Origin of the sequence: Sneathiella sp. (genome assembly GCF_047631475.1) — a bacterium.
GTDB lineage: Bacteria > Pseudomonadota > Alphaproteobacteria > Sneathiellales > Sneathiellaceae > Sneathiella.
Map to the genome: position 1 here is coordinate 68,321 of NZ_JBLHZT010000008.1, position 23,017 is coordinate 91,337.

At 48.4% G+C, this 23,017-nt stretch carries 20 protein-coding genes and 1 riboswitch; of the genes, 19 read left to right on the forward strand and 1 reads right to left on the reverse strand.

Features of this window, described 5'->3' with window-relative positions; genetic code table 11:
• Positions 1–113 precede the first annotated feature (113 nt).
• From cobU to cobF, 3 genes are all read left to right on the forward strand, one after another.
• Complete coding sequence (cobU, locus tag ACJAYR_RS05200) at positions 114–665, forward strand: bifunctional adenosylcobinamide kinase/adenosylcobinamide-phosphate guanylyltransferase (protein WP_415235613.1); 552 nt, start codon at positions 114–116, stop codon at positions 663–665.
• A 62-nt stretch (positions 666–727) separates the two neighbouring features.
• Positions 728–950: riboswitch (cobalamin riboswitch) on the forward strand.
• Positions 951–982: 32 nt separating this feature from the next.
• A complete protein-coding gene (locus tag ACJAYR_RS05205; protein WP_415235614.1) occupies positions 983–1,660 on the forward strand; it encodes an energy-coupling factor ABC transporter permease in 678 nt (225 codons plus the stop codon).
• Between the two features lie 68 nt (positions 1,661–1,728).
• Complete coding sequence (gene cobF, locus ACJAYR_RS05210) at positions 1,729–2,481, forward strand: precorrin-6A synthase (deacetylating) (RefSeq protein WP_415235615.1); 753 nt, start codon at positions 1,729–1,731, stop codon at positions 2,479–2,481.
• 39 nt (positions 2,482–2,520) lie between these two features.
• On the opposite strand, the gene ACJAYR_RS05215 is transcribed toward cobF, so the two are convergent.
• Positions 2,521–3,516, reverse strand: coding sequence for a hypothetical protein (locus ACJAYR_RS05215; RefSeq protein ID WP_415235616.1), 996 nt, complete (start codon positions 3,514–3,516; stop codon positions 2,521–2,523).
• Positions 3,517–3,785: 269 nt separating this feature from the next.
• On the opposite strand from ACJAYR_RS05215, the gene ACJAYR_RS05220 reads away from it, so the two are divergent.
• The 16 genes from ACJAYR_RS05220 to ACJAYR_RS05295 all read left to right on the forward strand — a co-directional run bounded on the left by ACJAYR_RS05220 (position 3,786) and on the right by ACJAYR_RS05295 (position 22,811).
• Positions 3,786–4,409, forward strand: a complete 624-nt coding sequence (locus ACJAYR_RS05220) for a TetR/AcrR family transcriptional regulator (RefSeq protein WP_415235617.1) — start codon at positions 3,786–3,788, stop codon at positions 4,407–4,409.
• 147 nt (positions 4,410–4,556) lie between these two features.
• The gene (locus ACJAYR_RS05225) at positions 4,557–5,723 is read left to right on the forward strand and encodes an efflux RND transporter periplasmic adaptor subunit (protein WP_415235618.1); all 1,167 of its coding nucleotides are present in this window, start codon (positions 4,557–4,559) and stop codon (positions 5,721–5,723) included.
• A 67-nt stretch (positions 5,724–5,790) separates the two neighbouring features.
• A complete protein-coding gene (locus ACJAYR_RS05230) occupies positions 5,791–8,931 on the forward strand; it encodes an efflux RND transporter permease subunit (protein WP_415235619.1) in 3,141 nt (1,046 codons plus the stop codon).
• Positions 8,932–9,143: 212 nt separating this feature from the next.
• On the forward strand, positions 9,144–10,148 hold the full coding sequence (locus ACJAYR_RS05235) for an ArsJ-associated glyceraldehyde-3-phosphate dehydrogenase (protein WP_415235620.1): 1,005 nt from the start codon (positions 9,144–9,146) through the stop codon (positions 10,146–10,148).
• Positions 10,149–10,157: 9 nt separating this feature from the next.
• Positions 10,158–11,375: an organoarsenical effux MFS transporter ArsJ gene (arsJ, locus tag ACJAYR_RS05240; protein ID WP_415235621.1), complete on the forward strand. Its 1,218-nt coding sequence runs from the start codon at positions 10,158–10,160 to the stop codon at positions 11,373–11,375.
• 34 nt (positions 11,376–11,409) lie between these two features.
• Positions 11,410–11,877, forward strand: a complete 468-nt coding sequence (locus ACJAYR_RS05245) for a YtoQ family protein (RefSeq protein WP_415235622.1) — start codon at positions 11,410–11,412, stop codon at positions 11,875–11,877.
• 151 nt (positions 11,878–12,028) lie between these two features.
• Entirely contained in the window at positions 12,029–12,799 is a 771-nt protein-coding gene (locus ACJAYR_RS05250) for an IclR family transcriptional regulator (RefSeq protein WP_415235623.1), read from the forward strand.
• A 73-nt stretch (positions 12,800–12,872) separates the two neighbouring features.
• Entirely contained in the window at positions 12,873–14,465 is a 1,593-nt protein-coding gene (locus tag ACJAYR_RS05255; RefSeq protein ID WP_415235624.1) for a flavin-containing monooxygenase, read from the forward strand.
• Between the two features lie 110 nt (positions 14,466–14,575).
• A complete protein-coding gene (locus tag ACJAYR_RS05260) occupies positions 14,576–14,893 on the forward strand; it encodes a TraR/DksA family transcriptional regulator (RefSeq protein WP_169546382.1) in 318 nt (105 codons plus the stop codon).
• 389 nt (positions 14,894–15,282) lie between these two features.
• On the forward strand, positions 15,283–16,926 hold the full coding sequence (locus ACJAYR_RS05265) for a thiamine pyrophosphate-binding protein (RefSeq protein WP_415235625.1): 1,644 nt from the start codon (positions 15,283–15,285) through the stop codon (positions 16,924–16,926).
• Positions 16,927–17,195: 269 nt separating this feature from the next.
• Positions 17,196–17,741: a biotin transporter BioY gene (locus ACJAYR_RS05270; protein WP_415235626.1), complete on the forward strand. Its 546-nt coding sequence runs from the start codon at positions 17,196–17,198 to the stop codon at positions 17,739–17,741.
• Between the two features lie 18 nt (positions 17,742–17,759).
• On the forward strand, positions 17,760–18,437 hold the full coding sequence (locus ACJAYR_RS05275) for an energy-coupling factor ABC transporter ATP-binding protein (RefSeq protein WP_415235627.1): 678 nt from the start codon (positions 17,760–17,762) through the stop codon (positions 18,435–18,437).
• Positions 18,434–19,051, forward strand: coding sequence for an energy-coupling factor transporter transmembrane component T family protein (locus ACJAYR_RS05280; protein WP_415235628.1), 618 nt, complete (start codon positions 18,434–18,436; stop codon positions 19,049–19,051). The genes ACJAYR_RS05275 and ACJAYR_RS05280 overlap by 4 nt, the downstream gene beginning before the upstream one ends.
• On the forward strand, positions 19,044–21,170 hold the full coding sequence (locus ACJAYR_RS05285; RefSeq protein WP_415235629.1) for an AMP-binding protein: 2,127 nt from the start codon (positions 19,044–19,046) through the stop codon (positions 21,168–21,170). Before ACJAYR_RS05280 ends, ACJAYR_RS05285 begins: the two co-directional genes overlap by 8 nt.
• Positions 21,167–22,303, forward strand: a complete 1,137-nt coding sequence (locus ACJAYR_RS05290; RefSeq protein ID WP_415235630.1) for an acetyl-CoA C-acyltransferase — start codon at positions 21,167–21,169, stop codon at positions 22,301–22,303. The genes ACJAYR_RS05285 and ACJAYR_RS05290 overlap by 4 nt, the downstream gene beginning before the upstream one ends.
• Positions 22,304–22,466: 163 nt before the next feature.
• The gene (locus ACJAYR_RS05295; RefSeq protein ID WP_415235631.1) at positions 22,467–22,811 is read left to right on the forward strand and encodes a RidA family protein; all 345 of its coding nucleotides are present in this window, start codon (positions 22,467–22,469) and stop codon (positions 22,809–22,811) included.
• The last annotated feature ends 206 nt before the right edge of the window (positions 22,812–23,017 follow it).

Below are 23,017 nucleotides of genomic sequence, written 5' to 3' on the forward strand. Positions count from 1 at the left end.
AAATTCAATTCCGTAACAAAAAGAAGCGTAACATATTTGTTATAAGGCCTGTTGCGCAGGCTGCATATCCTTTACATTCTTCAGCATTCATTTTGTGTTTTGAGGCATCGGGTATGAAACTTCATTTTATTCTGGGAGGCGCACGGTCAGGCAAAAGTGGTTTGGCCGAAAGGCTTGCTGATTTTCTGGGTAAAAATGTCTGCTATATCGCAACAGCAACTGCGTTTGATGAAGAAATGAGAACCCGGATTGTACGCCATAAGGAGCAGAGGCCCTCCCATTGGGCTTGCCTTGAGGAGCCGGTCAGACTGGCGCAGGCCATAAGCCAAGGATTTGAACTATCGGATATAGTGTTGGTGGACTGCCTGACCCTATGGCTTAGTAATCTGTTGTTCGCTGAAGACACCGAACAATTGGATGCCGAAAAACAGTCATTTTTGTCTCTGATTTCTGACTTAAAAGGATCTCATGCCGGTAAACATCTTATCTTGGTGAGTAACGAAACGAATATGGGCGTGATTCCATTGGAAAAACTGACCCGTCAATATTGTGATTTAGCCGGTTGGCTTCATCAGGATATCGCCAAGTTGAGTGATGCCGCCATATTGGCGGTTGCCGGGCTGCCGCATGTTCTCAAAGGAAACTGGCCGGCAGAGATCGTCTGAGTTCAACTGGTGACCCTCGCGCGCGTGCGAATATTCTTGCGTCTCATATTTTTAGTTGATACGAAGAGTAGTTATCACGTGGTTTCCAAAGTGTATGCAAAGCATTCGGGAATGAAACGGGAATGAGGATCGGATGGACCTATTTCAGGCATCCAAAGCCTCAACCGCCCCCGCGACTGTAGGTGATGGTTGGTTTTCAGATACCACTGGCCTTTTTAAGGCTGGGAAGGGGATGACCAGCAAAGATCATGAGTCAGGATACCGGCCACTAACTGAAACTTTACCCATACCGTCGGGTGGACGGAGAGGAGAAAAAAATGCATATCGAACCTGGAATAGTAGACAGTACAAAAATTGCCCTGAGTTACGCGACTGCCGTTGGCGCCATTGGTGTTGGCTTAAAATCCGCGTGGGACACAATAAAAAAACAAGGGCCCGTCTCTTTGATCGGTCGAAGTGCCGCCGCCACCGCGCTGGTTTTCTCATTCTTCGAAGTGTTGCCACATTACCCGGTTGGCGTCTCGGAAGTTCATTTCATTCTTGGATCAACATTGTTTCTGATCCTGGGAGCGGCTCCTGCTGCGTTCGGACTGGCCTTCGGTCTGTTGATACAGGGTCTCTTCTTTGCACCGTTTGATTTACCGCAATATGGCATGAACCTGACAACATTGCTGGTTCCGCTATTTGGTCTTCAGTATCTTGCGAAACGCATCATTGCACCAGATACCGCTTATGTCGACCTCACCTATAAACAAACATTCGCATTGTCGACTGCCTATCAAGGCGGCATTGTTGCCTGGGTGACTTTCTGGGCCCTTTACGGATCTGGGTTTACGGCAGAAACCTTAACCGGTGTTACAACCTTTGGCGCTGCCTATATGACTGTGATCCTGATTGAACCTCTTGCTGATTTGGCTGTTTTGGCAATCGCAAAAGCAAGCCGTAATTTTGCAAATGGCGGAATGGTTACAGATCGTCTTCACAACGGCGCCTGATTTATAAGACATCATTGAATGTTGAGGCGGCCTTATCGCGTTAAGGCCGCCTTTTTTATGGGGACAGTATGCTAGAATTATCGCTTGTTGGCATTGGGACCGGAAATCCAGAACATCTAACTCTTCAGGCTGTGCGCGTTCTAAATCAAATGGATGCAATCCTGATACCCCGTAAGGGAAAGAGAAAAGATGAGCTGGCGGAAGTCCGTAGAGGCATTCTTGCGGATATTCTCGATAATCCTGCTACAAAAATTGTTGAATTTGATCTGCCCGTTCGTAATCCGGAAATTGTGGATTATCAGGAAAGAGTAAACGCCTGGCATGATGAAATTTCTAAAATCTGGTTGTCTGTGCTTCAAGCGGAGGTCGGGACAACCGGGAAAGCGGCCTTTTTGATCTGGGGCGATCCCGGATTGTATGACAGCAGCCTTCGAATAGCGTCTCGCCTTCACTCGCAGACACCGATTAAGATTGAGGTGGTTCCGGGCATTACAGCAATACAAGGCCTGACCGCTTCTCACAATATTCCGCTTAATGAACTGGCAGAACCTTTTCTGGTGACCACTGGACGGCAGTTAAAGGAGCGGGGCTGGCCAACGGATGTTGAAACTGTTGTTGTCATGCTGGACGGTGAAAATTCATTTCAGTTTTTGACAGAAGAGAAGCTGTCCATATGGTGGGGTGCCTATGTGGGGATGGATAAAGAAATAACCCTGTCTGGTCCGCTGAAAGACATGGGGGATCAAATTATCGAACAGCGAAATAGAGCGCGTGAAGTGAATGGGTGGGTGATGGATATTTACATTCTTCGCCGGACTTGAACCCTCATTTTTTACTTTTTTAGGACGGATCAGCGACCCTTAAATTTTGGTTGATGTAGACGGAGAGGGCAGGCTGTCTTTGTGCTTTGTCAGCCATCCATACAAAGGAGCCGAGGCAAGTGGGGTTAGGTATATTGGAAACTGAGCCAGCGCAATAAACAGCAGAAGAGAGGCCACTGTTTCAGGGGGAAGCGTCGCAAGAAAGAGGGCGGCGTTGCGGTTACCAGCCATCAGAGCGACGGCACCTTGGGTTGGTGAAATGAGGCTATTCCTCGGTGTTGAAATTCCCCTTGAGGCCACGAAGGCAATGAGAAACAGAAAATGGATGCCCCAGTTGGCAAAAAGGGCCGCGCTCAAGTTCTCAAAAAATGCGTCCATATCATCAAAGGCATGAAGGCCAATGCCGTTCATAATAACGATTGCAAAAATCAACATGATCAACGCTGACACGCCATCCATCACCTTGTGATAGCGAATGAGCCTTGTTTCTCCTATGGTTTTTCGAAGAAAAATAGCGAGGATAATGGCCAACGAGATGGTCAGAAGAAGCCGGGAGAGAAGAGAAAACGGGTCAAGGTTAAGAGGCAATTCCAGAAGGTAGAGGGTAATTAAAGGCACTGTAAACGGGACGATCAAAGTGCCGACAACCAATATATTCAGAACCAGTGCATCATCCAGTTTGAGAAGTGCCGCCATGCTCGGTGCAGAGGCCAGCGGCGGGGCGCAGGCTACAAGAACAAGGGCGATATGAAGAACCGGTGAAAGGCCAATGAACAGACACGCAAGATGAATAATCACCGGTAGCGCAATCATCAGCAAAAAAAGCAGTCCTCCCAATTTAATCGGGTTTTTCAAATGCGATAAAACTTGCAGCAGGTCAACCCGGATCATTGCGGTTGCAAGCAAAAGAACAACAAGAACCTGCATCGCAGGCGCAACGATCTCTCCAAAATTTGGCAGAAACAATCCAATGAGAACACCAAGGGCAAGGATAAGCCTTGCCTGTTGTCCGAAGAAGGTGAAAAAAGTCATCATTGAAATCAATTGCCTGATGCGCGAGGGCCTTCATTTGGCCGGCTGTGTTTAATGCAGAGTTGGTTAGGCTAACCTTGTTAGGGCGGATATTAAAGTTCGCAAAACCAGTATCGCATGGTTGCGACGAGCATAGAAAGATCCTTGTATTCACGCAAATGTTCTTATCTGCAACAGACGGACAAAAGAAAGTAAGGCTTCTGACGGGTGGTCCCTTGAAAATATACCGGGCGGTATGTAAATGTTCCAAAAGGACAGCGCGATGGAACACAATGAGAAACCCGGAACGGACTAAAGAGAAATTGCTGAATACGGCCATTCATCTGGTTAGTAGAAGGAGCTATCACGAAGTGGGCGTCAATGAAATTTGCCGATCTGCGGGGGTTACCAAAGGTGCTTTTTATCATCATTTTGACTCTAAAGCGGACCTGTATTATCAGGCTGGAAAACATCATTGGGACGTTTCGAAACCAGACTTTGACCGGATTACCTCTCCGAATTTTACACCGCAGGAGCATCTGCAGAATCTCGTTGATATGATTATGGATCGCCATCTGGTAGAGGAAGGCCCCTTCACGCCGGATGCGCATAGTTGCACAATATTCAAGACGAGTAGCCATGTGAACGCTGCAGAACCCAAAGTCATACAATGTGCCGAAGAGCTTTCCGCAGAAATCATGAAGCATCATACACAGATGATCCGGGGCCTTCAGCGGGTAGGCATGCTGGCGGGGGACGCCGATCCTGAATTCGTTGCCCGCCTGCTTTATCACTTTATCCAAGGCGTGATTACCTTTGTCCCAATGTTTCACAATGAGGTTGATTTGCGAAGAGATTTGATTGAAGGCATATACCGGGTTGTTGGCTTGAGAAAAGAGTATCAAACGATTTTGTGATGCTCATCTCGGTTTTGTGATCGAAAGTGTAAGACCCGTCACAGAGGAAAGAATTGGTTTCATTCTAATCTTGAAAACAGACCTCCTGTTATGTATCTCCCCTAATAACATACCGATCGGTATCTTCAATTATGGGTGTTCTTTCTGATGAAACGGCTATCATTTACAAAACTGATATTTGGTGTTTCCTTGCTCGTTGCTGGCGCGTTTGCAACGCAATTTATTATGTTCAGCCCCTCCTCAGCCGAGGCCGAGGGTGGCACGCCGCCGAAGGCGCCGCAAGCGATGCCTGTAACTGTTAAAAATGTTGAGATAGAGCAGGTCCGCTTGTGGAGTAGTTACTCCGGGCGTTTGAAAGCAGTAGAAGAAGTGGCATTGCGCCCGCAAGTGAGCGGTGCAATCGTAGACGTCCGGTTTGAAGATGGCCAGAAAGTTCAAGCCGGAGATATTCTGTTCGTGATTGACCCGCGTACCTTTGAAACAGCAGTAAAGCAGGCAAAAGCGGAACTGGATGCTGCCCGGCAAAACCTGACGCTGGCAAAAAAGGAAAAAGTACGGGCTCAGGAACTCGTGGACAAAGGAAATGTTTCCAAGCGCGTTTTTGATGAGCGGATAAATGCTTTCACGGTTGCTGCGAGCCGGGTCCGGCAGTCTGTTGCCGCGTTGGAACAAGCACAGATTGCCTTGGATCATGCCTATGTTAAATCTCCCATTAACGGGCGGGTTAGTCGGGTGGAAATCACTCGCGGCAATTATGTTAATTCAGGGCCAAACGCGCCTGTATTGACGACCATCGTTTCCACAGATGACATCTATGCCGATTTTGAAATCGACGAACAGCGGTATGTGGCGTTGCTTGGCAGCACGGACAAAAAGAATTTAAACAAGGTTGTTATTCCGGTAGAGCTTCAGGTCGGCAATGGCGTCATGATTGAAGGCGTTGTGCACAGTTTTGATAATCGTATTGATCCGAACACCGGAACGATACGAACGCGCGCGATTTTTCAGAATAAGCTGGAAAATCTGGTGCCCGGCATGTTTGCCAAAGTCAAGATCGGACATCCCGATCCCGTGCCGCTGATAATGATTTCGCCAGACGTCATCAATACCGATCAGGATCGTAAATTTGTGTATGCCATATCCAAAGACAGCACGGTCGAATACCGGCAGGTTGTGTTGGGCTCGTTTCAGGATGGCAAGCGGGTTGTTACATCTGGCCTGTCGGTCAATGATCAAGTCATTGTTGAAGGTCTGATGAAGCTTCGGCCCGGAATGCCGGTGGCGCCAAAACCGGTTCAAAAAAGTCCGTCCTAGTTCCTGACGCGTCTCATCCTCATTTTCAGTTACCGACCTCACGGCCGTTTATCTTAAAGGTATCGGAATGCACAATCTATCCCGTTTTTTCATTGACCGGCCCATTTTTGCGGGTGTTCTTTCAGTCCTGATTTTTGTGGCAGGGGCCATCGCAATGATGAAGTTGCCGATCTCTGAATATCCAGAGGTTGTCCCCCCGTCAATCGTTGTTCAGGCTCAGTTTCCGGGTGCTAATCCAGCTGAAATTGCCGAAACCGTGGCGGCGCCACTTGAAGAGCAAATTAATGGTGTCGAGGGAATGCTCTACATCAATTCTCTGGCGGCGACAGATGGCGGCCTGTCTTTGACGGTGACGTTTGAAATCGGAACAGATCCGGATCTTGCCCAGCAAAAAATTCAGAACCGCGTGTCGCAAGCATTACCGCGATTACCGGAAGTCGTGCGACAGCTGGGCGTAACCGTTGTAAAAAGTTCCCCGAATTTGACAATGGTGGTTCATCTGCGCTCGCCAAACGAACGATATGATATGCTGTATCTTCGCAACTATGCGACGTTGAACGTGAAAGACAGGTTGGCCCGAATTAACGGGATCGGTCAGGTCAGTCTTTTTGGTTCTGGCGATTATGCGATGCGTATATGGCTCGACCCTGACAAAGTGGCCGAGCGCGGTCTGTCCGCAATTGACGTCGTGAACGCTGTCCGGTCCCAGAATATTCAGGTTGCCGCAGGAACCATCGGGGGACCGCCCTATGATGACAGTGTGCAGGTTCAGATGCCCATTAACGTTCAAGGGCGTTTGAAATCTCCGGAAGAGTTTGCCAATGTCATCATTAAACGGGATGAAAGCGGTATTATTACGCGCCTTGGGGATGTATCTCGTATCGAGCTTGATGCCCAACAATATGCGTTGCGGTCCATCTTGGATAATAAACCCGCTGTTGCTATTCCAGTTTTTGCCAGCCCTGGATCAAATGCACTGGATATATCCCGGGATGTTCGCGCTGCAATGGCCGACCTCAAAGAGGGTTTTCCAGAAGGTGTTGATTACAGTATTGTTTACGATCCAACCGTATTTGTACAGGATTCCATTAAAGCCGTTATCATGACGTTGCTCGAGGCCGTGGCTCTGGTTGTCATTGTTGTCATCGTCTTTTTGCAAACATGGCGGGCGTCGGTCATTCCGTTGCTGGCTGTACCGGTTTCCATCGTTGGTACATTTGCACTGATGTTTGTCTTGGGTTTTTCAATTAACGTTCTGTCCCTGTTCGGCCTTATTTTGGCAATCGGCATTGTTGTGGATGACGCGATCGTTGTTGTCGAGAATGTGGAACGAAATATCGAACGGGGCTTATCTTCCCGGGACGCGACATTGGCGGCCATGAAAGAAGTGACAGGCCCGATAGTGGCGACGTCACTGGTGATAACGGGCGTTTTTGTCCCCATTGCCTTCATCAGTGGATTAACCGGTCAGTTTTATAAACAATTTGCGCTTACAATTGCCATCGCTACCGTTATTTCAACGATTAATTCGTTGACCCTGAGCCCGGCACTATCAGCATTGCTGCTTAAAAAGAAAGACGCGCCAAAAGATATCCTGACCCGCGGTATCGACGGGCTTTTAGGCTGGTTTTTCCAGGGATTTAACAAATTTTTCAATCGCACGACGGGGGTGTATGCGAAAGGGGTGAAGGCTGTCGTTGGGCGCAAGGCCATTATGATGGGCTTGTATGCTCTTTTGCTTGGCGTAACCTATCAAGGTTTTCAAACGATCCCATCGGGTTTCATTCCTATTCAGGACAAACAGTATTTGGTGAGTTTTGCGCAATTGCCTCAAGGTGCAACGTTAGAAAGAACAGAAGACGTCCTTCGGGAAATGTCAGAAGTGGCCCTCAATGAACCTGGCGTAAAGAGCGCGGTTGGCTTCCCCGGTTTGTCGATCAATGGATTTGTAAATAGTTCAAGCGCAGGTGTTTTGTTCATCTCATTGGAGGATTTTGCAGAACGGACAGACCCGGGTCTGGGCGGTTTGGCCCTTGTAGGCAAATTACAGCAGAAATTCGTCGCAATTGAAGAAGCGTTTGTCGCTGTTTTTCCTGCACCGCCGGTACAGGGAATGGGGAATGTTGGTGGTTTTAAATTGCAGATTCAGGACCGCGCTAATCTAGGATATGTGGCGCTGGACAATGTCATGAAAGAAGTTCAACAAAAAGCATGGGCGGCCCCTGAGCTTGCGGGCGTTTTCAGCAGTTACAACATCAACGTACCTCAGCTTCAGGCCAACCTTGACAGGACCAAGGCCATGCAACTGGGTATTCCCGTGCAGGAAGTTTTCCAGACAATGCAGATCTATCTGGGCTCTTTGTACGTGAATGATTTCAATCAATTTGGCCGAACCTATCAGGTTATTGCCCAAGCGGACAAAAAACACAGATCATCCCCGGATGATATCCTGAATTTGCAGACCCGAAACGAAGAAGGCAATCTTGTACCGCTGGGAAGTGTTCTGACCGTTACCGAGACATTTGGGCCAGATACGGCAATGCGATATAACGCCTTTCGTTCTGCAGATCTGAACGGAAATGCGGCTCCCGGTTATTCCAGCGGGCAAGCACAAGATGCGATAACCAAAATTCTGGACGAGACATTACCACGTGGGATCGACTACGAGTGGACCGAGCTTACCTATCAGCAAATCCTGGCTGGGAACACGGCAATTTATATTTTCCCGCTGTGTATCCTGTTGGTTTTTCTGGTTCTTGCAGCCCAGTATGAAAGTTTGGCAATCCCCTTTGCGGTTATCTTAATCGTACCGATGAGCATTCTTTCGGCCTTGATCGGGGTTTACATTTTCGGTGGTGACAACAACATATTTACGCAGGTCAGCTTGTTTGTGCTGGCGGGGCTTGCGTCAAAGAACGCCATTTTGATCGTTGAGTTTGCCCGTGAACTGGAAAGAGAAGGGCGCTCTATCGTAGCCGCCGCCATTGAGGCAAGTCGTCTGAGGTTGCGGCCTATTCTGATGACATCCTTTGCTTTTATCATGGGTGTCCTACCCCTTGTGCTGTCATCCGGCGCGGGGGCGGAAATGCGACAGGCAATTGGTGTGGCGGTCTTTTCCGGAATGCTGGGTGTGACATTTTTTGGCTTGTTCCTGACCCCGGTTTTTTACGTGCTTGTTCGAAAAATCAGCAAACAGGAAGTTGCTTGATCTGATTACAGAAAACCTGGAAAAGAGCGATCAGGCCGCTTCTCTATTGACAGAGAGGCGGCCTTTTTCGTTCAGCAGGACCAATGAAACCGGTCACAAAACTGTCTTTAAAAATACATTGTATATAAGCTGAGCCCTCTGTAAGAGTTGAAATTGCTGGGCTGCCGGGAAGTGTTCTCCGGCGCGCGTATAAAAATACCGTGAGAGAGAAAATGACTATCAAGGTTGGGATTAATGGGTTCGGCCGGATGGGCCGATTGGCTCTTCGGGCCGCGTGGGATTGGAAAGATGTTTCTTTTACACAGATCAATGATCCTGCCGGGGATGCAAAAACCTTCGCGCATTTGCTTACGTTTGATTCTGTTCATGGCATTTGGCATCATACTGCCGATTTCCGGAATGATCGCATTGTGATTGACGGTCAGTCGATCCTGTTCACCCAAAATTCAAATATTGAAGACACCGATTTTTCTGAATGTGATGTTGTCATCGAAGCGTCGGGTAAGAACAACAAGAAAGAAAGGCTGCAAGCCTATCTTGATCAGGGTGTCAAACATGTTGTTGTGACGGCGCCGGTAAAAGAAGAGGGTATTGTCAATATCGTAATGGGGGTAAATGATGCGCTGTATGAAGAGGGGCAGTATCCGATTGTAACGGCGGCGTCCTGTACAACGAATTGTCTGGCACCGGTCGTCAAAGTTATCCATGAAAACTTCACCATTAAACATGGGTCGATGACAACAATTCACGACATTACCAACACTCAGACCATTCTGGATGCTCCGCACAAGGATTTGCGAAGGGCCCGGGCCTGTGGATCCAGCCTTATCCCTACAACAACAGGCTCAGCAACGGCTATTACCCATATTTTTCCAGAACTGAAAGGCCGGCTCAATGGGCATGCCATTCGGGTGCCCTTGGCAAATGCATCTTTGACAGATTGTGTTTTTGAAGTGGAGCGCGAAACCACGGCAGAGGAGGTGAACGCGGTTCTGAAGCAGGCTTCAGAGACAAATCTGAAGAACATTCTGGGCTATGAAGAGCGTCCCCTTGTTTCTGTCGATTACCGCACGGACCCGCGTTCCAGTATCATTGATGCGCTGTCCACCATGGTTGTGAACGACACACATATAAAGATTTATGCGTGGTATGATAATGAATGGGGATATGCCAACCGTGTTGTGGAATTGATGCGCAAAGTGACCAATGTTCGTTAGCAGGAGAGGATGCCCATGAGCGGAACCCTCCCGGCAGACATCAAGCAGTACTTCGTTATTACCGGTAATTACTGGGCATTTACGCTGACAGACGGTGCTTTGCGTATGCTGGTGGTTCTGTATTTCCATGAGCTTGGATATGCGCCTTTGCAGATCGCATTTCTTTTTCTGTTTTACGAAATTTTTGGTGTTGTAACCAATCTTATCGGAGGCTGGTTAGGGGCGCGTTTGGGTCTCAATCGGACCATGAATATTGGGCTTTTTTTGCAGATCGTCGCCTTATCAATGCTGGTTTTTCCAATATTTGGTTTAACAATTCCCTGGGTGATGGCGGCGCAGGCTCTTTCTGGAATTGCCAAAGATTTAAACAAGATGAGTGCCAAAAGCGCAATTAAGATAGTTGTGCCCTCGGATGCTCAGCATCAATTATTTAAATGGGTTGCCATTTTAACAGGGTCGAAAAATGCGTTAAAAGGGGCGGGGTTTTTCTTGGGTGGGGCCTTGCTTGCCGGGCTTGGTTTTACTTCAGCGAACGCGCTTATGGCCATTGGCTTGGCCCTTGTCTGGCTTGCCAGCCTGATATTGTTGAAAAAAGAACTGGGCCGCGCAAAAAATAAGCCGAAATTCAGCGAAATTTTTTCAAAAAGCCGGGCCATTAATTATCTTTCCGCCGCGCGACTTTTTCTGTTTGGCGCACGTGATGTTTGGTTTGTTGTGGCACTCCCTGTTTTTATGGCTGAGATCCTTGGTTGGAGTCACTGGGGCGTCGGCAGCTATCTTGCCTTGTGGGTTATCGGATATGGAGCCGTTCAATCAGCAACACCGTATCTGACAGGGCGGAAAGTGAATACACCGCCGGGTGTGTCAGAGGCCTTTGTTTGGGCCCTTTTTCTAATCGCTGTTCCAATTTTGATTGCCGGTGGGATGTTTACGGGATGGAACCCTGAATGGTTAATAACACTTGGGCTGGCGGTTTTCGGTTTTGTTTTTGCGATAAATTCCTCGCTGCATAGTTATTTGATTGTTGCCTTTGCAAATGAAGATGGCGTTTCTCTGGATGTCGGCTTTTATTATATGGCAAATGCCATGGGCCGGTTAATGGGGACGGTACTGTCTGGATGGGTTTATCAGGAATATGGACTGGTGTTATGTTTGGTGGTTTCTGCCAGTTTCATATCGATGTCCGCACTCTGTTTATTGCCATTGCGAAAATATCCGCTAGGTTAAACGGACAAGAAACAGTTACCTGCAGGAAAAGAAAATGATTGAACGATTGTGGACAGTATATCTGTCTGGTGAAATTCATACGGATTGGCGTGAACAAATCGAAGACGGCGCGAAGAATGCGGGGCTGTCAGTTGAATTCGTTTCGCCGGTGACAATCCATCAGGATAGCGATGATTGTGGCGTCGCAATTTTAGGAGAGGCTCCTAGCGATTTTTGGAAGGATCAAATGGGTAGTCGAATGAACGCGATCCGGACCCGGACACTGATTGAAGAGGCGGATATCGCTGTTATTCGGTTTGGTGATAAGTATCGCCAGTGGAACGCTGCCTTCGATGCCGGTTTTTGTGCCGCGATGGGAACACCGTATATTACCTTGCATGATGAGGCCGTTAATCATGCTCTCAAGGAAGTAGATGGAGCCGCACAGGCCGTTGCAATTGATCCTGCACAGGTTGTTAAAATCCTGAAATATGTCATCACGGGTCAACTGGACCGCGCATGAATTTGAGTTTTTCCGGGCGGGATGTGTTCGCGCATTACGCTCGGTCTTTTTTAAAACCGAACAAAATTTTTAAATTCCTGAATTCAGAATTGCTTTCGGCTGTGTTTTTGAAATACTGCTTATCTCTTTTGATACGGATATCAAATTTTGTATGGAAAATAACAATACGAAAAAAGGTGTTAAGCCGGTCGGCGCTGCCAAACTGACGATTGATATATTGCGGGCGCTTTCAAATCGGCGCGGAGGGATCGGCGTCACACCTCTTGCGGTTCAGCTTGATCGGTATCCCGGAACAGTCTATGCGGTTCTTAAAACACTCCAGCAAGAGGGGATGGTCGAATTTAATGCCGCCACCAAAACCTATAGCCTTTGTTTAGGCGGTATTCTTGAGCTGACAGGTAAAATGCGGGAAGAACAACTGGCGAAGCGAATTGAGCCAGAAATGAAATCTGCCGCCGATCAGTTCGGTGTCTGTTTGTACTTAAGCCAGCATGTGCGTCAGGACTATATGGTGATTGTCGCCTGTGCCCTTCCCGACTTGCCGATGGGTCTTTATGCGAAGGTTGGAACACGCTTTCCAGCCCGTTATGGCGGCGCGGGCCGACTTTTGGCCGGGTGGCAAAGTCTGGATCCAGACGATCTTCACCGGGCGTATGACAAGCACCGGTGGGCCGGAACACAACCCGCATTCGAGGAGTGGGCGGAGCAGGTGCGTCAGGATAGAATGGCGGGTTTTGCCTATGAAGAGGAAACCTTGCCAGAAGGACTGGCGACCGTTGTTGCCCCGATCAGTGTAGATGGTAAGCCGGTAAAATATATCATCAATGCCATCGGTCCGCGTGGCGATATTGCCCATGGAAAACTTCCTGAAATTGTTGAAATGGTAAAGAAGCTTGCGCAAATCGCGGCTGAGAAGAGTTAAATTTCGGTTTTCTCAATCAGAAGACGCTGATAGGCTGAATGAAACTGCTAATAAGAAAAACAAGGAGCAGGTTGTGGCAAAAAATTCAATGCTGGATGTTATTATTGTCGGTGCTGGTTTCGCCGGGTTGTTTTTGCTTCACCGAATGAAGCAAAATGGGTTTACGGCAAGAATTATTGAGGCAGGGGATGGTGTTGGGGGCACGTGGTACTGGAACCGCTATCCCGGCGCCCGTTGTGATGTGGAAAGTACGGAATATTCCTATCAGTTTTCTGATGAATTACAGCAGGAATGGGACTGGAGCGAACGCTACGCCACGCAACCCGAACTGCTTAAATATGTAAATCATGTCGCGGACCGTTTTCATCTACGGCCACATATTCAGCTTAACACACGGGTAACACGTGCGGTTTTCGATGAAGAAAACGAAGTTTGGTCTGTGTCTCTGGATACTGGTGAAAAATTATCAGCGCGTTTTTGCGTCATGGCGACAGGATGTTTATCGTCTGCAAACATCCCTGATATTGATGGCCTCGCTGATTTTGCCGGAGAGGTTTTTCACACAGGAAACTGGCCGCATCATCCCGTGGATTTTTCCGGGAAAAAAGTCGGTGTTATCGGAACCGGATCTTCGGCTATTCAGTCTATTCCGCTCATTGCTGAGGATGCCAGACATTTATATGTTTTTCAGCGAACGCCCAGTTATGCTGTTCCTGCACATAACAAACCGTTGGATGAGGCTTACCGTGCGGCAGTAAAGAAGGAATATCCAGCCCGGCGGCAGGCTGCACAGCAAACTCGGTCAGGAATGCTGTTTCAAGTGAACCCTGAAGATGCAATGACGGTCAGTGAGGCGGACCGGCGCGCTGAATATGATCGGCGGTGGAAAGACGGGGGGCTAGCCTTTTTAGGGGCGTATAATGATCTTCTTGTCAGTCGGGACGCGAACGATACGGCGGCAGAGTATATACGTGAAAAAATTCGTGAAATTGTTCCAGACCCTTCCGTTGCAAAAACCTTGTCCCCCGATACTGTCGTGGGATGTAAACGTTTATGTGTCGATACGGGATATTACGAAACCTATAACCGCTCCAATGTCTCGCTTGTTGATGTTAAGGCGTCGCCTATTGAACGGATTACTGCGCGGGGTCTTAGAACTCAGGCCGAAGAATATGCGCTGGATACGCTGATTTTTGCGACCGGATTTGACGCCATGACAGGGGCTCTTTTAAAGATTGATATACGCGGCCGTGGCGGCCGTTCGATCGCCGAAAAATGGGAAGAGGGGCCAAAGACCTATTTGGGTTTAGCGATGGCTGGATTTCCAAATCTGTTTATTGTTACGGGACCCGGAAGTCCATCGGTCCTGGCCAATATGATGCCGTCGATTGAGCAGCATGTGAATTGGATCACGGATTGCTTGACCGATATGCGGGCAAAAGGGCGCGCTGTGATTGAAGCCGACCAGGTTTTTGAAGAAGATTGGGTCTCTCACGTGAATGCAACGGCTGGTAAAACCCTGTTCCCGACCTGTAATTCTTGGTATCTGGGAGCCAATATTCCCGGTAAGCCTCGAGTTTTTATGCCATATCTGGGATATCCTGCCTATGTCAAAAGATGCAATAATGTTGCCGCCACTGACTATGAAGGTTTCTCGTTCGCCTGACTGAACTATTCAGGAAAGACCGCTTGTCCCTTTGATTTCCATCAAAGCGTTCCCTAACTTTGTTGAGATACCCTGATTGAAGTGGATAACTTGTTTACAGGAGGAGTGGAATGTTGGATGTCGCTGCAATTGAGCAAGAGCTGAAGTTGCGCCTGAGCACACTTAAGGACCGTGTTACAGAAATGGAAACGACCTTGCGGCAGGAACATAGTGCAAATTTTCATGAACAGGCAACGGAGCGGGAAGACGAAGAAGTCGTTGAAAGGCTGGAACAGGACGCCCTTGTTGAAATTCAAGCCATTGAAAATGCCTTGCGCAATATTGCAAACGGTCGATACGGTCTTTGTACAGAATGCGATGCACCAATCGGTGAGCAGCGATTGAAAGTGTTACCTTATGCAAGTCGCTGTATCCAGTGTGCGTCGTGAAACCCGGTGACGCGGTTTTGGTTCTGCTTTAACCCTAAAAATTTCATGAACCCCGGGCATTTCATGCGCTGACGGTGGAATATCTTTTTTCGGAACCATCGAGCTTTACAAAAATTGAACGGTTGGGGCGTGCACTTAGGAATATGCCCAACCATTTTGCGCCGTTTCTTTATTCCAGAGGAACCGCCATAGATTTGCCTCGGATCCGCATCTAATCGCTGCGTCGAGAACCTGTGCTAAAGGCCGAATTCCGGGATGAAGCGGGGATACTCAGGGGTTGGCCTCTGCCTTTAAAAATCTGTGAAATGACTATTTGATAAATTTGCGCAGCGTTCTATTCTGCAATTCACAGTGTCTAGTGATAATCGCAGAATAAAGGGAATGGCAGCATGAAAACCGGTGGACAAATAATCGTCGACTGCCTTGAAGCACAAGGGGTGGAACGTATTTTTTGCGTGCCCGGCGAAAGTTATCTCGCCGTCTTGGATGCTTTGCATGATAGCGAGATCGAAACTGTGGTTGCCCGTCAGGAAGGGGGGGCCGCAATGATGGCTGAGGCTGACGGTAAATTAACAGGGCGCCCTGGTATCTGTTTTGTGACGCGGGGGCCCGGCGCAACCAACGCGACATCGGGCGTTCATGTGGCAAAACAGGATAGTACTCCGATGATCCTGCTGGTCGGACAAATTGGCCGGCGAATGCGGGGAAGAGAAGCTTTTCAGGAAGTGGACTATCGTCAGACCTTTGGCGATTTGGCTAAATGGGTCGAAGAAATTGATCACGTCGACAGAATTCCTGAAATACTGTCGCACGCCTATCATGTTGCCATGAGCGGTCGGCCGGGACCCGTTGTTCTCGCTCTACCCGAAGATATGCTTACTGAGCAGACCGATGTGACCGTAGGACCTTATGTCGAGGTAGCAGAACCTGCCCCAACGGAGCAGTCTTTGGCCGCGATAGAAACGTTATTATCGGAGGCGGAGAACCCACTGCTTATTGTGGGGGGAAGCCGATGGAACGAAGAAGCCGTTGCAGAGCTCACAACGTTCTCTGAAAACTGGGGATTGCCGGTTGCTTGTTCTTTCCGCCGCCAGCAATTATTTGATCATTTGCATCCTCATTACGCTGGGGATGTTGGCTTGGGGATCAATCCCGCTTTAAAAAGTCGTATCGCCGAGAGTGATCTGGCGTTATTGCTAGGCGCGCGGTTCTCGGAAAATCCCAGTCAGGGCTTCTCTCTGTTCGGTATTCCAAAAACAAGTCAAAAGTTGATTCATATTTTAAGCGGTGCCGAGGAACTGGGGCGGATTTATGTGCCCGATGTGGCTGTCAATGCAACGCCTGGAACGTTTTTGAACGCGATGAATGCGCGACCTGCCGTTCGGGCTGCCAGGAAAACGGCTGAGGCCGCGCATAACGCGTACCGAAACTGGACAGACAGTTTGCCCCAAACCGTTGGTGATGTTCAGATGGGCCATGTAATGGAGGTGCTTCGGGACACGTTGCCGTCTGATGCGATCATGACAAATGGCGCCGGAAATTTCGCGATCTGGTTACATCGGTTTTGGAGATTTCGGCAGTTTGGGACCCAATTGGCGCCGACTTCAGGCTCTATGGGATACGGCTTGCCAGCCGCGGTTGCTGGAAAGTTGCGGCATCCGGAACGTGAGGTTGTCTGTCTGGCCGGAGATGGCTGTTTTCAAATGACAATGCAGGAATTTGGAACAGCCGTTCAATTCGGTGCGAAAATCATTGTGATATTGATTGATAATGGTGTGTATGGAACCATTCGGATGCATCAGGAAAGAGAGTATCCTGCGCGAATTTCCGCAACAGACCTGCAAAATCCCGATTTTGCGATGATTGCGTCTGCTTATGGCGCTCATTCAGAAACCGTTGTCAAAAACGAAGAATTTCTGCCAGCGCTGGAACGTTCTCGAAAATCTGGCAAAGCTGCGCTTATTCACATAAAAACTGATCCGGAAGCAATTACGCCAACCACAACACTGACTGAACTTCGAAATAACAGGTAATATTAGGGCCCAAAAAAGCAAAACAGGTTGGAAAATGAGTTTTCAGAGTTTGTTTTTATTCCCTCTGGTTGAACCGATTGCCTAAAATAAAATGTATGCATACAAGTTGGTTATTTGCTCTGGACAGTAGGGTTGGTGAACCTTACAAACAGGCCAATTCTGGGTAACGGGTGGAAGCCTTATTTTTGCTTCGATTGATCGCTAATCATCCAATGTTTATTTTCTGAGTGGACTCTAAAACCCGGCATATTTTTTAAGGTTGCTGTTTTATGAATACAAAAGACATCGTGTATATCGCTCTTTTTGCTGCGTTGACTGCTGCATTGGGAATTTTTCCACCGATTAATATTCCAGCCCTGGGCGGGGTTCCGATTACGGCGCAAAGTATGGGCCTTATGCTTGCCGGTGGTATTTTGGGGGCGAAGCGGGGCGCGCTTGCTATGGTTCTGTTCCTTGTTCTGGTGGGGGTTGGTTTGCCTCTTCTTTCTGGCGGGCGCGGCGGATGGGGAGTCCTTGTCGGGCCCAGCGGCGGTTTCCTTTTTGGATGGGTGATCACAGCCTTCGTAATTGGCAGCCTGATCGAAAAATACTGGCTCCGACTGAATTTTGTTCTCGTGGCAGCCATTTGCCTGTTGGGAGGCGTATTCCTTCTATACGCGATCGGTATTCCATGGTTGGCCTTTGCGGCTAAGATACCAGTCGAGAAGGCATTTTTTGGTGCTATTGCGTTTGTGCCCGGTGATTTGGTCAAAGTTGTTCTTTCTACTGCAATTATTGTGGCTGTTGGGCGTTCCTATCCCTTAATCACCCGATGATTGGCGCGGGGCAGTAAAATGATTTGCTTCAATGACGTCACTATCAGACTTCAGGATCGCGTCATTCTGGACGATCTTAAGGTTGAGTTGTCGGAGAAGCGAATTGGCATAATCGGCTTAAATGGTTCTGGTAAAAGCACGTTTGCCCGCCTGATAAATGGTTTGCAGATACCGTCAAGCGGGTCAGTAACAGTCGATGGATTTTGCACCAAGAAAAAAGGCCGTCAGGTACGGCGACAGGTTGGGTTCGTTTTCCAAAATCCCGAAAACCAAATTGTCTATCCAACGGTTGAAGAAGATCTGGCATTCGGGCTGAAGAACCTGAAGATCGAAAAATCTCGTGTCCCTGAGGTCATACACGAAGAGCTGGACAAATATGATCTATCCCATCTGGCGAGCCGGTTGACACATCAGCTAAGCGGCGGTGAAAAACAGATGGTAGCCCTGATCGGGGTTTTAATTATGGCGCCTCAATATCTGGTGATGGATGAGCCAACAACGCTTCTGGATCTGAAAAACAAAAATCGATTGATGTCTGTCATTTCAGGTTTGGAACAATCTGTGTTGCTTGTGACGCATGATCTGGACTTGTTAAATGATTTTGACCGGGTTTTATGTATCCATGATCAAAAACTGGTCGCGGACGGACCACCTGCAGAGGTAAAGAAATATTATCAGTCCCTGTGTGGCCTATGATTAGCCTGTATCATCATGGGGATACCGTTTTTCACAAATGCCCCGCGGGTGTCAAACTGCTGGCGTTGGTGGCGCTTTGCACAGGTGTGTTTGTTTTTGAAAGTATCTGGAGCGTAACCGTCGCTCTGGTCTTGGTTTTATGCCTTTATCCTTTGGCCCGTTTACCCTTGAAATCTGTGTTAGACCAGTTGCGGCCAATGATGATTTTGCTGCTGATACTATTTCTGGCTCAGGGGTTAATTAATACCTGGTCAATGGCGGTGTTTATAAGCGTTCGGTTTGCAGCTTTGATCCTCGCAGCTGGGTTTGTCACCTTGACGTCTCGGACATCTGATATGATCAGCGCTCTGGAAACTCTGTTAAGGCCATTTTCCCGCTGGTTAGCTGTTGAGAAAATAAGCCTGGCATTGTCGCTCGCCATTCGTTTCATTCCTGTCATTGCCGGTGTTACCCGTGAAGTCAAAGAAGCTCAACGGGTTCGTGGCTTGGAAAGAAGCTTGTTTGCGGTCGCGATGCCTGTAATTATCCGGACCTTAAAAATGGGGACGCATATCGCCGAAGCGTTGGATGCGCGCTCTTTTGACAGTAATGATCGCAAAGGGAAAAATGACTGACGGCCTGACAGAACAGCATTGGCAAGATGTGCGAACAGTTATTGGCGCACGGCGATCAGTTCGTCGATATTTGAATAGAAATGTCTCCCGCGAGAAGATCGAGGCGCTTTTGGATATTGCACGGCGGGCACCCAGTGGCGGTAACCTTCAACCCTGGACCGTGCATGTAGTCGAAGGAGCCGTTAAAGCGCGGTTGGAGACTGAGTTAAAAGCCGCTTTTTTTGATAAAAAACATGCGCGGGAAGATCAGTATTCTTACTATCCGAATGATTTTACGGCAGATCAGCAAGCCTTGCGTAAACAAGCCGCGCGCTCACTGTTTGAAGCCCTTGGCATCGGTCCGCGCGATGTAAAAAGAAAGAGGGAAGAGCAAGCGAGAAACTACGGTTTCTTTGGAGCCCCAGTGGGTATGATTTTTTCTGTTCCAAAGAATATGGAACAGGGCAGCTGGCTTGATATGGGAATATTTCTCGCTCATCTGATGATTGCGGCGCAAGCCCGCGGACTGGCGACTTGCCCGCAGGCAAGCTTTATTTCATATCACAAAGTGGTCAGAAAGGTCCTTGGATTGGGCGCTGATGAGGTTGTTTTATGTGGCATGGCGCTTGGATATGCAGATGAGAGCCATCCTGTTAATCAACTAACCACCAAACGAAAATCGGTTGAGGCGATAACCGTGTTTCATTCGGATATCCCCGATCAGCAAACAATCGATTATAGAATACGCAAAAATACTGAAGACTATTCTGGTAAAGCTGCACTTTTTATGGATGGCAAGCCCGTTAGCTGGCAATTGCTTGACCAGAATATTCAGGATCATCTGGCGGTTTTGTCTCAAAAAAACAAAGATTGTTCGGCCTTGTGCCTGTGTCTGCCGAACGGCCTGCCTTTTATTTATTGGTTTCTGGCAGGCGTTAGAGCCAGGCTCAATGTTCAAGTTGTGGATACTACTTGGCCGCCAGAAAAGTTGAAAGCGGCTTTATCGATTATTGAACCAGGACTTTTTGTTTCAACAACAGAACGGGTTCAAAAGCCGCAAAAATTGGTAGCAACAGAGGTTCGAACGAACGCTTCAGGTGCTTTTTACACCGGCTTTACGTCAGGCTCCACAGGACTTCCAAAAGGGTTTGTTCGCTCGGAACAATCCTGGCTGGAAAGCTTTGTCTGTGACAACGAAGAATTTGGGCTTTCTTCTTCCGATGTGATTGCCGCTCTGGGTCAGTTTTCGCACTCCCTTCCTTTGTATGCTGTCATACGCGGATTGTATGAGGGCGCGACTAGCTTATTTTATTCACATTTTCGCCCAGATCGGATCCTGCAGGATTTGAAAAAGCAGGAAGCGACTGTGATCTACGCTGTCCCCACCCAGCTTCTTGCACTATGTGATGCAGCGCCTGATGGTTACGTAATAAGCAGCGTCCGTCTGGTGCTCTCGTCGGGAGAGAAATGTTCTGATCTGTTGAAAAACAGACTCAAAAGGTTGTTCCCCCGATCTCAATTTGCGGAATTCTATGGCAGTTCCGAGCTTAGCTATATTACCGTGGCGAAAGAGACGGAAAATCCTCCAGCAGGATCCGTCGGGCGGGCTTTTGGTCCCGTTGAAATCGACATTCTTGATAATCAGGGATGTCCGGTGAAAACAGGGGAGAGCGGTCGTATTCGGGTTAGGAGTCCATTTCAATTTATGGGATATGCTGGACAGGAATTAACCGCGCCCGTCGATTGTTGGTTTTTTACTGGGGATGCGGGCTATCTGGATTTACAGGGATTTTTGTATTTAACGGGCAGAACCGACCGAATGATCAATGCCGCAGGCCGTAATATTTTTCCAGAGGAAATCGAAAACGCACTTCTGCGACATAGCAAAATATCCCGGGCTGCCGTATTTGGACAAAAAGATGCCAAACGGGGTAACCGAATTATCGCGGTTCTCAAGCTGACAGAAGACGGGCTGGCGCCTTCTTCAATCCGGATCTTTTGTCAAAAATACCTAGCCCCTTACGCGGTCCCCCATCACTTTTATCTGTGTGAAAATTGGCCCCAGACGCCTTCGGGAAAAACAGATTTTCAGGCCCTGCATTCGTTTTTATTGCAGTCGCAGCTTAAGGAAATGTCGTGAATAAGGTTTATATGATCGGCGCAAAGCGGACGGCCGTCATTCCACGTGGTGGCGCATTTTCTGCGATAGAGGTTAAGGATCTTGGTGCGGTGGTCCTGAACGCGCTTTTGGCCGACGCCGACATGGGTACTGAAAAGGTGGATTTCGTGGTCATGGGAAATGCGTTATATGGCGGGGGGAACCCTGCTCGGGTAATCGGCTTGCAGGCGGGATTGCCAGACGCGATACCCGCTCTTACGATTGATACTCAATGCTGTAGTGGTCTTGATAGCATCGGTCTTGGTTACGAAAAGATCAAATCAGGCAATGCGCATGTTGTCCTGGCGGGCGGGGCGGAAAGCTATAGTCGATCCCCCCTCAGAATGCGTCGCCCTCGAACACGTGAAGAAGAGCCGCTCCCTTATGATCGACCGCCTTTTACACCTTGGGCGGATCGGGATCCTGACATGTTGGAGGCATCGGCGAAAGAAGCTGTGATCAAGGGTGTTTCCTCGGAAATGCAGATCGCTTGGGCCGTTGAAAGTCATGCCAAGGCCATGAAGGCCAGAGACAGTTTGGCAAGTGAAATAGTCCCCATTGATGGTGTGATGCAGGACGCCTTCAGCCGACATCTAAGTCAGAAAGTTTCTCAAAGGCTCCAACCGATTGTCGGAGATAAGCTGACCGGGTTGAACGCAGCGACAGTTTCTGTCGAGGCAGATGCAGCGGCAGCGGTGTTGCTGGTCAGTCAACGCATAATCGAGAGTATTTCGCCGCGGGAAACAGTCCTGGAAATCGTGGATTACAAAATAACAGGCGCTTCGCCGATGGTCCCGATGAGCGCCATGGCATTAACCGTGAATGAGCTGTTGAAAGCAAATCGGCTTGATCCAGACAAGGTCGCGGTTGCCGAGTTGATGGAAGCCTTTGCCGTACAAATGGTCGAATTTAAAAAGACTGTGAATATGAAAGGCGATCGCATTAATCGCGGTGGCGGTGCGTTGGCCCGGGGGCATCCTATCGGCGCTTCCGGCGCTGTAAATATGGTTCGGCTTTGGCATGAAATGCAAAAGGAGCCGCTTGGTGCCTATGGGATCGCCGCGATCGCCGCCGCTGGCGGGTTGGGCACGTCAATGTTAGTAAAATCTGTATAAAACTCGGTTCTTGCCCCGGTTCTTTTCCCTCTATACTCTGCCTGATCCAACATGCGGGGCGGCAATTATGGAGCGCACTTCTTTTATAGAAGACGCTGGTTTGGTCGTTTGATGATGCTCGGTCAAAACCGCTGTTTCAGGCAATTTAAAAAGAGGAACGAAAATGACAATTAAGAGAATTAACCCAGGAAGCCGGATGAGCCAGGCTGTTGTTCACGGCAATACTGTTTATCTTGCTGGTCAGGTGGGAACCGCAGGCGCTAGCGTCGCGGACCAAACAAAAGACATTTTGGATAAGATCGATGCGTTGCTCGCCGAAGTGGGAAGCAGTAAGTCCCAGCTTTTACAGGCCACAATCTGGTTGGCTGACATGGCAGACTTTCAGGAAATGAACGCAGTTTGGGATAGCTGGATTGATCCGCAAAATCCACCAACCCGCGCATGCGGGGAAAGCAAGCTGGCGACGCCAGATTATACCGTTGAGATTATTGTTGTTGCTGCTGTTTAACAGTACTCACAGAAAATAAAACAAATGCCTTAAAGTAATGATAACTAAAGCAATCGCATTAAGTCGTTTTTGTAAGTTGTTTTATTGAATCATGTTGATTTGGGAAGCTGAATTGACAATTTGTCAAATTAACTTCCCAATTTTGCGATAGTTATTATTACTTTTACTATATTTTCAGTTGTTTTTGGGTTAATTATTTGGTAGTA